This window comes from Rhodococcus sp. ENV425, assembly GCF_002887785.1.
In the GTDB taxonomy this organism is placed as follows: domain Bacteria; phylum Actinomycetota; class Actinomycetes; order Mycobacteriales; family Mycobacteriaceae; genus Rhodococcus; species Rhodococcus aetherivorans.
Map to the genome: position 1 here is coordinate 7,568 of NZ_PCZU01000312.1, position 9,743 is coordinate 17,310.

Here is a 9,743-nt window from a genome sequence, read left to right on the forward strand (position 1 = left end):
TCCGGCCATCGACCGGTGTGCCACGGCGCAGTTCCTCGACGGATTGTGGCGCGAGAGCCTCGACCACCTCGACCGCCTGCCCGTCGGGGCCGAGGCCGGCGACGCGCTCACCGCGATCCGGGACATGGCCGGCCGCTATCTCGCGGGCCGCGAACGGGTGCTCGACGAGCGGATCGCCGCCGGGCGGGCCGTCGACGGCCACGGTGATCTGCTCGCCGACGACATCTTCTGCCTCGACGACGGCCCCCGGATCATCGACTGCCTCGAGTTCGACGACCGGCTGCGCTACGGCGACGCCGCACTCGACATCGCCTTCCTCGCGATGGATCTCGAACGGCTCGGCGGCGAGGCGGCGGCGCGGCAGCTGCTGCCCGCCTATGCCGAGTTCTCCGCCGACGCGTTCCCGCCGTCGCTGATGCACCATTACATCGCGTACCGGGCCGTGGTCCGGGCCAAGGTCGCCGCGCTGCGGCACGAACAGGGTGACGAGCACTCGCGCGCCGGCGCGCTCGCGTTCCTGGACCAGACGCGGCGCAACCTCGACCGGGGCCGGGTCCGCCTCGTCGTCGTCGGAGGTCTGTCCGCCACCGGCAAGACCACCGTGGCCCATCTCGCCGGGCAGCACCTGGGTGCGACCGTGCTGCGCAGCGACGTGGTCCGCAAGGAACTGGCCGGTCTCGCCCCGACCGCCGATGCGACCGCCGCCGTCGGTGCCGGGCTCTACAGTGCCGCCCACACCGACGAGACCTACGGGGAGGTGCTGCGCCGCGCCGCCGTCGCGCTCACCCACGGCGAGTCGGTCGTGCTGGACGCGACGTGGCTCACCGAGGCTCGTCGCGCGGCGGCGCGTGCGGTTGCGGCCGCCGCGACCGCCGACCTCGTCGAGATCGAGTGCCGGGCGGACCCGGCGGTGCTGGTCCGCCGCATCGTGGCCCGGCGCGAGCGGGGCGACGACGCGTCCGACGCCACGCCCGCCGTCCTGGACGAGCAGCTGCACGTGCGCGACGAGTGGCCCACGGCTCGCGTCGTGGACACGAGCGACGGCGCCCTCCCCGATGCCGCGTGGCTGGAGCGGGAACTCGGTCCGGGACCGTGGTGAGGACAGGCTCGCATTGCTACCGCGGCGCGCGGAATCGCCCTAGCCTGGCGGCATGTCGACCGATCCTTCCCTCAATCACGCCGACGTCGAGCCGCACTCCGGAGGCATCTCGGCGAAACTGAACTGGCTGCGCGCCGGCGTGATGGGCGCGAACGACGGAATCGTCTCCACGGCCGGCCTCGTCGTCGGTGTGGCCGCCGCCACCACCGACGAATCGACGATCCTCACAGCGGGTTTCGCCGGGCTCGCGGCCGGCGCGGTGTCGATGGCCCTGGGGGAGTACGTGTCGGTCAGCACGCAGCGTGACACCGAGCGGGCGCTGCTGCACAAGGAACGTCGCGAGCTCGAGGAGATGCCGGACGCCGAACTCGAGGAGCTGACCGCGCTGCTCGAGGGCAAGGGGATGTCGAGGGCGACGGCGCGCTCCGCGGCGAAGGAGATGACCAAGCGCGACGCGCTGGCCGCGCACGCCGAGGTCGAACTCGGCATCGATCCCGAGGCGCTGGCCAATCCGTGGGCCGCGGCGTTGTCGTCGGCGGTCTCGTTCACCGTCGGCGCCCTCGTGCCGCTGCTCGTGATCGTGCTGCCCCCGGCGAGCCTGCGGATCCCCGTCACGTTCGTGTCGGTGCTCGTGGCGCTGGCCCTGACGGGTTCGGTCAGCGCGTGGCTCGGCGGCGCGCGCCGCGGCCGGGCGACGTCCCGCGTGGTGATCGGCGGTGCGCTCGCGATGATCGTGACGTACGCGGTGGGTATGGCGTTCGGGACCGTGACGGCCTGAGCCGGTGCCGCCCGGCGACGGGCGGCACCGGCCGGTCGTCATTTCTTGCGGCTGATCATGATCGGGCAGGGCGCGTTGTGCAGCAGGTTCTGGCTCACCGACCCGAGCAGTGCGCCGGTGAACTGGCTGCGGCCGTGGCTGCCCACCACGACGAGCTGTGCGTCCTCGAGCTGGCGCAGGATCACCTTCGCGATGGGGCCCCGGTCCACGACGCGGCGGACTTCCACGTCGGGGAACTTCTCGTGCCAGCCGGCGAGAGTCTCGGACAGGACCGCGGATTCGGACTCACCCACCGCCTCCCAGTCCACCAGCGTCGCGACCGTGCCGACGCCGAGGGCGGCGTCCCCGATCCAGGAGTGCACCGCGACCAGCGGCACACCGAACAGCGAGGCGTACTCGAAGGCGTGCCCGACCGCGGCCGTCGACAGCTCGCTGCCGTCGACGCCGACGACGATGGGCCGGGTGTCCGGCAGCGGTCGTGCTGTGTCGCCGCGCCACACCACCACCGGGCACGGGGCGTGGTTGGCCACGCGCAGCACGGTCGAGCCGAGCAGGAAGTTCTCCACGGCGTTGGCACCGGTGGCGCCCATCACCACGAGGCGGGCGTCCTCGGCGGCCTCGAGCAGCGAGTTGGCGGCGGGGCCCGGACCGATGAAGCTCTGCACCTCGAGATCCGGATGGTCGGAGCGGACCACGTCGGTGACGTTCGACAGGATCGCTTCGCCGTCCTCCCGGAGCTGGTCGACCATCTGCGCCTGGATGAGCACCGCGGCCTCGCTGTAGAAGATGCCCTCGCTGGGCAGCGAGTGCACCAGGTGCACGGGCGCTCCGAGACGAGCGGCGAGGGCGGCCGCCCACCGGGCCGCACTCGTGGCGACGGCGGAACCGTCCACGCCCGCTACGACGGCATTCCGGTTGGCAAGTGTGCTCATTCGATCTCCTTCTCGGTGCATTCTCCGCGCTCGGGGCGCATGTCGAGTGTTTCACGGAACCAGGACCGCCGCGCCGCCGAAACGCCCCGCGGACAGGTCCTCGAGCGCGCGGTCGGCACGGTCGAGCCCGTACGCGGTGGTGGTGACGCGCAGGCGGTGTTCGTTCGCGAAGCCGAGGAACTCGTGGGCGTCGGAGCGGGTGTTGGCCGTGACGCTGCGCACCTGGCGTTCGCGGAACAGGTGCTGCTGGTAGTTCAGCGGGGGCACGTCGCTGAGGTGGATGCCGGCGACGGCGAGCGTGCCGCCGGCGTCCAGTGCGGCGAGGGCGGTGGGCACCAGTTCCCCGGCGGGGGCGAACAGGATCGCCGAGTTCAGCGGCTCGGGCGGCTCGTCGTAGGCGCCCTGCGCGGAGGCCGCGCCGAGTTCGAGGGCGAGCCGCCGGGCGGTCTCGCCGCGGGTCATGACGTGCACGCGGGCACCCCGGGCGAGGGCGACCTGCGCGGCGAGGTGGGCGCTGCCGCCGAAGCCGTACAGGCCGAGCACGCCGCCGTCCGGAACCTCGGCGCGCAGCAGCGCCCGATAGCCGATGATGCCGGCGCACAGCAGGGGGGCGAGTTCCGCGTCGGCGTACCCGGACGGCAGTGGCAGTGCGAAAGCGGAAGGGACGGTGGCATATTCGGCGTAACCGCCGTCCGCGTCCCAGCCCGTGTAGGTGGAGTTCGGGCACAGGTTCTCGTCCCCGCGCAGGCAGTACCGGCACCGGCCGCACGTGCTGCGCAGCCACGGGATGCCCACCCGGTCGCCTACCCGGTGCTCGCCGAGGTCGCCACCGACCACCTCGCCGACGACCTCGTGGCCGGGGACGACGTGCGGCCGGTGCACCGGCAGGTCGCCCTCGCTCACGTGCAGGTCGGTACGGCACACCCCGCACGCGAGGACACGCACCAGCAGTTCCCCGGGCGCCGGTTCGGGAATCGGTTCCCGGACCGGCCGCAGCGGATGCTCCGCCGCGGGGCGTGGGATGTCGACACGCCATGCTCGCATCTCTCCAGGGGTGCTCATGCGCGCCTCCTTCCGTCGTCCGGGCTCAGCATGCCCTTTCTCGGCGGTGGTCGGCCAGGGGACAAGGACCCGGTCGGCAGTGGTTCACTTCCACAGCGGTTTCGCCGCCCGCCGCGCTCGCTTCCACGCGCGTTCGAGCTGCGCGACCTGCGCTTCACCGATCTCGAGTTCGCGCTGGTAGGCGATCCCGAGGCCGAAGCTCGACTCGGCGGTGTGGTCCTGCTCGGAGACCATGTCGAGCAGGTGCTCGCGGGCGACCACCGAGTCCTGGAATTCGCCGAGCAGATCCTGGAAGTCGTCGAAGTGATCGAGGGCGCGCTGGGCGCGCTTGCGATGCAGCGGCCGCAGCACCTCGATGGCGTAGCGCATCCGCTTGGCGCCCTTGCGGGCCCGATGGACGAGTTCGTCCCGCTCGGCGTGCGTGGCTGCCTCCCCGGCGCTGCGGACCCGGCGCGAGACCTTCTTCGCGAGGCGGGCGAGGGCGCGGTCGAGGTCCTTCGGGCGAACCTGTCGTCGCTGCTCGCCGGGACCGGATCCGACTGCCCCCCTCGCCAGCCCGTCGATCAGTGCGTCGAGCGAACCCAGCAGGGCCGCGTAGCGGTCCGAGTCGAGGGTGCCGACGGCCTCGAGCCGGGCCGCGTCCGACCGGGCGGAGAAGTACTCGTCGATGCGGGCGCGGATGGCCTCGCGCTGCGCTTCCACGGGCACCTCCGCGACGCGGTCCACGATGCGCTCCCACTGCACCTCGAGGTCGCGCGAGGGGCTGAGTTTCCTTCCCGTCCAACGTAGTTCGTCGACCAGGCTGTCGTCGATCGCGAAGGTTCCCGCATACGTCTGCAGGGCACTGCGGATCCGGCGCAGGGCCTTGCGCATGCTGTGGACGGCGTCCGGGGCGTCCCGGCGCACGCCGATCTCGGCGAGCTCGAGGGTGCGCAACTCGCCGCGCAGGTAGTCGCGCAGGTGCCCGGCCGGGCCGGGCACCGGCTCCTCGGTGGGCAGCAGATCGGCGAGCGCCCGATGCAGCTTGGAGGGATTCGGGGCCCGCTCGATTCCGGCGGCGGTCAGCCGATCCTCGACGGCATCGAGCAGATCGGTTCCGGCCGAGGCGAGCTCGACCTCGATCTCGCGCCACCGCTGCGGCTCGCTGCCCTCCCCTCGGGTCGCGACGACGTCGTCGACGACGATCTCGGCGAGGGCCCGCCCCTCGTCGTCGATCAGGCGGTGGCGCCACCGCTGCGTGTTCAGCACCGCCGCGAGCGCGACGGGACGCGCACGGCGCACCCCGTGCAGGAGGGCGAGCAGTTCGGCCGGTGGCCGGGCGGTGTCGTCGCCGAGGGGGAAGCGCACCTCGGTCCGGGTGTCCGTGCCGGCCGGGAGCTTCACGTGCCAGCCGGCGTCGTGACCCCCCTCGCGGCGGCGCAGGGTGATCCCGGCGCGCAGCAGTCGCAGATCGTCGGTGTCGTAGTACCGCGCCGACAGCTGCTGGAGGTCGGGTTCGGGGTGTCCGTCGACGCCGGGCAGGCCCGACAGGTCCGGCAGCTGCTGCGCGTGCCCGACCGCGTACTTGCGTTCCGATTCCTGAACCGCGTCGATCCTGGGCGGCGTGGTCATGCGATCCGACTCCTGTTCCGGCGGTTGCCCTGCGTGTCCTCGTCGCGCTGGTCGGCGGCGTTCGTCAGACCACTCTGCCACCCCGGCACCGACCTGTGCCCGTCGCACGTGATCGCCGCATCGGCCCGGCTGCGGCCGGCCCGGGAGCGGGGCCCTTCGACTCTGTCCGACCGCGTGCCCGTCGGGCGATCATCGAATAACCTGGGCCGGGGAGGACACAGATGAGGATTCTGGTGACGGCGGCGAGCAGGCACGGCTCCACCACGGAGATCGCCACGGCGCTCGCGGCCGCCCTGCGCGACAAGGGAGCGCACGTCGACGTAGTCGCGCCCGAGCAGGTCGACGCCGTGGACGGCTACGACGCGGTGGTCCTCGGCAGCGCCGTCTACCTCGGGCACTGGTTGCATCCCGCCAAGACCTTCGTCGATCGGCACGCCGGCGCGCTGCGGGAGCGCGCCGTGTTCCTGTTCTCCTCGGGCCCGATCGGCGACCAGGACCGCCCCGTGAACAGGCCGTACGACGCCTCCCTGGCGACGGAGCGCACGGGCGCGCGCGAGCACCGGATGTTCGCGGGGAAACTGGATCCGGAGGTGCTCGGCGCCGGCGAACGCGTGGTTGCCCGCATGACCGGAGGACGCACCGGAGACTTCCGGGACTGGGACGCGATCGGGACCTGGGCCGCGCAGATCGTCGAGTCCGTGGAGCGGCATGCGGTCGAGTCGAGCGGCTGGGGGAGAGACAACGATGGTTACTGAGATCCGGCCGGACACCGCGGCGATCCGGGATGCGGTCGAGTCGGCGTGCCGGGCGCCGTCCCTGCACAACAGCCAGCCGTGGCGTTGGGAGTGGACGGGCGAACGGCTCGAACTGTATGCCGTCGCCGAGCGCATGCTCGGCCACACCGATCCGAGCGGCCGGCAGCTGGTTCTCGGCTGCGGGGCGGCGCTGCACCACGCCCGCGTCGCGCTGTCCGCCGCGTCGTGGATCCCCACCGTGACCCGGCTTCCGGATCCGTCGCGACCGGACCTGCTGGCCGTTCTCGACTTCGACCGGCCCCACACGGTCGACGCCCGTGACGCCGCCCTCGCCCTCGCGATCGGCGCCCGGCACACCGACCGGCGGCCGTTCGCGGCGCCCACGACCCTGCGCGAGAGCCTGGTGGATCTGGAGAACGCCGCCCGCCGGGAGGGGGCGTCGCTGTCGATCCTCGACGCCGAGGCCCGCTCGGACCTCGCGCGGGCGTCGGAACTGAGCGCGGCGATCCGCGAGGGCGACGAGGCATACCGGCAGGAGCTGGCCTGGTGGACCGGTCGCGCGGAGCCCGGCGACACGGGCGTGCCGGCGTCCGCGCTGCTCGACGACGAGGCCGCCGGGGACATCGATGTGGGACGGCGGTTCCCCACGGGCGCAGGAACTCTGGACACTGCGCAGCCGAAGGCGGACGCGTCGGCGCTGGCGGTGCTCAGCACCCGGGCCGACGAGCGGATCGACTGGCTGCGGGCGGGGGAGGCGATGTCCGCGGTACTGCTCGAGGCCACCGCGGCGCATCTGGCGACGTGCCCGCTCACCCACGTGACGGAGATCGAGGCCAGCCGCGGCATCGTGCGCACGGCGACGGCGCGGACCGGGGAGGTCGCGGGATTTCCCCAGGTGGTGATCCGGTTGGGGGCCCGCAGCGCGCGGGGACTGCCCACCACGTCGCGACGTCCGGTCGACGAGGTCTTCGTCGACCGGAGCGGACGGGACGGATAGCCGCCGGCAACCGGACGAGTGGGATCAGTCGGACGGGTTGCGGTACTTGTCGGCGAGTTCCCGGGCGCGTTCCCACGGTGACCAGTTCACGTCCCGGCCCTCCAGCTGGGCCTCGAGCACCTCGAACCCGGCGTGCCAGTCGGCGCCGTGCGCGTAGGCCGAGTCCTCGTCCTCGACGGTGTGCGTGAGCGTCAGCCAGCAGCCCCCGGACCCGTCCGGCACCAGTTCCCAGTGCAGGACCTCGGCGTCCCACATGTACTCGAGGATGCGCCCGGGATGCACGGAGATGACGGTCCCCGTGGCGGTGTGGTCGGCGGGCAGCCCGAGGCGCTCGGCCTGCTGCTCGGTGGCATGGAAGACGAGCTGGGCACCGGGGGTGAGATCCAGTTCTACGCGGGCCGGGAACCAGGCGCGTAGGTACTCGGGGTCGGTGATGACCCGCCATACGCGGTCCGGGGGATGGGCGAAGGCGTGCTGGAAGCGCAGGGCGACGCGGCCGTCGTAGGTGCGCGAGACGGTGCCGTTATCCATGGGGTCCTCCAAGACGTGAGCCCGTGTGATCAACGGGGTCCTGGTGTGCTGTGCCTCCATGCTGCCAGGTTTCGGGCGCTGGCGAAGCGGGTCCGTCGACCTGTATACGGATCGTCGAACTCCACCGCGCGGGCCAGCAACTGCAGTGGTCGTGAATAGTCTTGGGGCGCAACGTCATATACATCGGGATACAGGTTGTCCCCGAGGATCGGCAGGCCGAGCGAATTCATGTGCACGCGCAACTGGTGCGTCTTGCCGGTGCGGGGCAGCAACCGGTAACGGCCCAGCCCGGCGTCCGTTTCGAGCAGTTCGACGCGGCTGAGGGCGTTGATCTCACCCCGCACCTCCCGCGCCTGCAACACGCCGCGCTCCTTGACGATGCGGCTGCGCACCTCGCGCGGAAACCGCATCCCGGGCACGTGCCGGGCCACGGCCTCGTACTCCTTGTCGACCCGGCGGGCATCGAAGAGCGACTGGTAGGCCCGGCGCGCACCGGCGTGGACGGTGAAGACCAGCACGCCCGCCGTGAGTCGATCGAGCCGATGGGCCGGGCTCAGCTCCGGCAGGTCGAGTTCCCGGCGCAGCCGCACCAGCGCCGTCTCGGCCACCCACGACCCACGCGGTGTCGTCGCCAGGAAGTGCGGCTTGTCCACCACCAGCAGATGCTCGTCGCGATGCAGGACAGCGATCTCGAACGGCACCCGCTCCTCGACCGGCGGATCGCGGTACAAGTACACGAATCGGCCTGCCGCGTACGGGGTGTTCCCGGTGATCGCCGCGCCGGCACCGTCGACGACCTCACCGGCCGCGACCTTCTCCTGCACGCGCGCCGCGTCGGCGGGGAAGCGCGCCAGCAGAAACTCCGCCACCGTCGCCCAGGAGCCGCCGTCGGGCAGGCGCAGGCGGGTCGGATTCAGGCCGTCGCGGACGGGCAGCGGGGCACGGCGCACACCCGCACGGTAACTGTTTCCGCCAACCGACCGCGCGGCGACCGCAGGATGGCGACACTGGTGGCGGAAGAACCGGACGGAACGGGACAAGGAGCGGGCGATGAATGATGCGCCGATCGTGGTCGGGGTCGACGGATCGGCGCCGGCGCGCGCCGCGCTGCGGTGGGCGGCCGGCGAGGCCGTCTCCACGGGGGCGCCGCTGCTGCTCGTCTCCAGCGCGAACGCCGGCGGGATCGGCGCCTCGTCGCCGTTCGTCGACGAACTGCGATTCACCGCGCGACGGAACCTGGCGTCCGCCGCGGAGACCGTGGAACGCGAGCACCCCGAGCTGTCCGTACGCACCGAACAGTCGAGCCTGGTGGCCGCACAGGCGCTGCTCGGGTATTCCGGTCGGGCACGGATGCTCGTCCTCGGCCGGCGCGGTCTCGGCGAGTTCACCGGCGGACTGGTCGGATCGGTGACCTCCGCGGTGGTCGCGCACGCGCACTGTCCCGTCGCGGTGATCCCCGGGCCCGACGAGAGCGGACGGGGCGCGGACGGCCCCGTCGTGGTCGGTGTCGACGGCTCGCCGGCGAGCCTGCACGCCCTCGACGTCGCGTTCGAGGCCGCAGACCGCTACAAGGCGCCGCTGGTGGCGGTGCACGCATGGTCCGACCGAGACCTCGTCGACGTCGTCGCCGGCACGCCCGGAGCCACCTGGGAGGACGTCGACCAGCAGGAGAGCGTCGTGCTCGCCGAGTCCCTCGCCGGCCGCACGCAGGACTATCCGAACGTCGACGTGGAACGGGTCGTCGTGCGGGACCGCCCGGTGCGCCACCTGCTCGAGCGGGCGGAGAACGCCCGGCTGCTCGTCGTCGGCAGCCGCGGCCGCGGCGGCTTCGAGGGCATGCTGCTCGGCTCGACGAGCCGGGCGCTGCTGCACACGACGCCGTGTCCGCTGCTCGTGGTCCGGCGCGACTAGGGAGACCCGGGTCGGGTCTGCTCGTCCGGCGGCGGTGTGCGGCGGATGGGCAGGCCCAGCGCGCTGC

Annotated in this window: 10 protein-coding genes; 5 read left to right on the forward strand and 5 right to left on the reverse strand. The window is 72.6% G+C overall.

Going from position 1 to position 9,743, the window contains the following annotated elements; all coding sequences use genetic code 11:
• Both CQZ88_RS29370 and CQZ88_RS29375 read left to right on the forward strand, forming a co-directional pair.
• Positions 1–1,099: AAA family ATPase (locus CQZ88_RS29370; protein WP_258008880.1), on the forward strand; the 1,099-nt coding region annotated here is incomplete at its 5' end.
• A 52-nt stretch (positions 1,100–1,151) separates the two neighbouring features.
• A complete protein-coding gene (locus tag CQZ88_RS29375; protein ID WP_006946958.1) occupies positions 1,152–1,877 on the forward strand; it encodes a VIT family protein in 726 nt (241 codons plus the stop codon).
• A 38-nt stretch (positions 1,878–1,915) separates the two neighbouring features.
• On the opposite strand, the gene CQZ88_RS29380 is transcribed toward CQZ88_RS29375, so the two are convergent.
• From CQZ88_RS29380 to CQZ88_RS29390, 3 genes are all read right to left on the reverse strand, one after another.
• Positions 1,916–2,809, reverse strand: a complete 894-nt coding sequence (locus tag CQZ88_RS29380) for a universal stress protein (RefSeq protein ID WP_102800665.1) — start codon at positions 2,807–2,809, stop codon at positions 1,916–1,918.
• Between the two features lie 51 nt (positions 2,810–2,860).
• Entirely contained in the window at positions 2,861–3,853 is a 993-nt protein-coding gene (locus CQZ88_RS29385; RefSeq protein WP_037200556.1) for a zinc-binding alcohol dehydrogenase family protein, read from the reverse strand.
• A gap of 102 nt (positions 3,854–3,955) precedes the next feature.
• Complete coding sequence (locus CQZ88_RS29390; RefSeq protein WP_102800666.1) at positions 3,956–5,482, reverse strand: CYTH and CHAD domain-containing protein; 1,527 nt, start codon at positions 5,480–5,482, stop codon at positions 3,956–3,958.
• A 221-nt stretch (positions 5,483–5,703) separates the two neighbouring features.
• Between CQZ88_RS29390 and CQZ88_RS29395 the strand changes: the two genes are divergently transcribed.
• Both CQZ88_RS29395 and CQZ88_RS29400 read left to right on the forward strand, forming a co-directional pair.
• Complete coding sequence (locus CQZ88_RS29395) at positions 5,704–6,237, forward strand: flavodoxin domain-containing protein (RefSeq protein ID WP_006946953.1); 534 nt, start codon at positions 5,704–5,706, stop codon at positions 6,235–6,237.
• Entirely contained in the window at positions 6,227–7,234 is a 1,008-nt protein-coding gene (locus CQZ88_RS29400) for a nitroreductase family protein (protein ID WP_044476558.1), read from the forward strand. The genes CQZ88_RS29395 and CQZ88_RS29400 overlap by 11 nt, the downstream gene beginning before the upstream one ends.
• A 24-nt stretch (positions 7,235–7,258) precedes the next feature.
• Here CQZ88_RS29400 and CQZ88_RS29405 read toward each other — a convergent pair whose 3' ends face one another.
• Positions 7,259–7,765: an SRPBCC domain-containing protein gene (locus CQZ88_RS29405; RefSeq protein ID WP_006946948.1), complete on the reverse strand. Its 507-nt coding sequence runs from the start codon at positions 7,763–7,765 to the stop codon at positions 7,259–7,261.
• Positions 7,766–7,794: 29 nt separating this feature from the next.
• The gene (locus CQZ88_RS29410; RefSeq protein ID WP_006946943.1) at positions 7,795–8,715 is read right to left on the reverse strand and encodes a pseudouridine synthase; all 921 of its coding nucleotides are present in this window, start codon (positions 8,713–8,715) and stop codon (positions 7,795–7,797) included.
• A gap of 100 nt (positions 8,716–8,815) precedes the next feature.
• On the opposite strand from CQZ88_RS29410, the gene CQZ88_RS29415 reads away from it, so the two are divergent.
• Positions 8,816–9,676, forward strand: coding sequence for a universal stress protein (locus CQZ88_RS29415; RefSeq protein WP_029541723.1), 861 nt, complete (start codon positions 8,816–8,818; stop codon positions 9,674–9,676).
• Positions 9,677–9,743: the final 67 nt, after the last annotated feature.

Bases quoted from the DNA above. Each gene is read 5' to 3' on its own strand.
- CQZ88_RS29395 (WP_006946953.1), top strand. From the start codon at position 5,704: ATGAGGATTCTGGTGACGGCGGCGAGCAGGCACGGCTCCACCACGGAG.
- CQZ88_RS29385 (WP_037200556.1), bottom strand. From the start codon at position 3,853: ATGCGAGCATGGCGTGTCGACATCCCACGCCCCGCGGCGGAGCATCCG.
- CQZ88_RS29405 (WP_006946948.1), bottom strand. From the start codon at position 7,765: ATGGATAACGGCACCGTCTCGCGCACCTACGACGGCCGCGTCGCCCTG.
- CQZ88_RS29400 (WP_044476558.1), top strand. From the start codon at position 6,227: ATGGTTACTGAGATCCGGCCGGACACCGCGGCGATCCGGGATGCGGTC.
- CQZ88_RS29380 (WP_102800665.1), bottom strand. From the start codon at position 2,809: ATGAGCACACTTGCCAACCGGAATGCCGTCGTAGCGGGCGTGGACGGT.
- CQZ88_RS29375 (WP_006946958.1), top strand. From the start codon at position 1,152: ATGTCGACCGATCCTTCCCTCAATCACGCCGACGTCGAGCCGCACTCC.
- CQZ88_RS29415 (WP_029541723.1), top strand. From the start codon at position 8,816: ATGAATGATGCGCCGATCGTGGTCGGGGTCGACGGATCGGCGCCGGCG.
- CQZ88_RS29390 (WP_102800666.1), bottom strand. From the start codon at position 5,482: ATGACCACGCCGCCCAGGATCGACGCGGTTCAGGAATCGGAACGCAAG.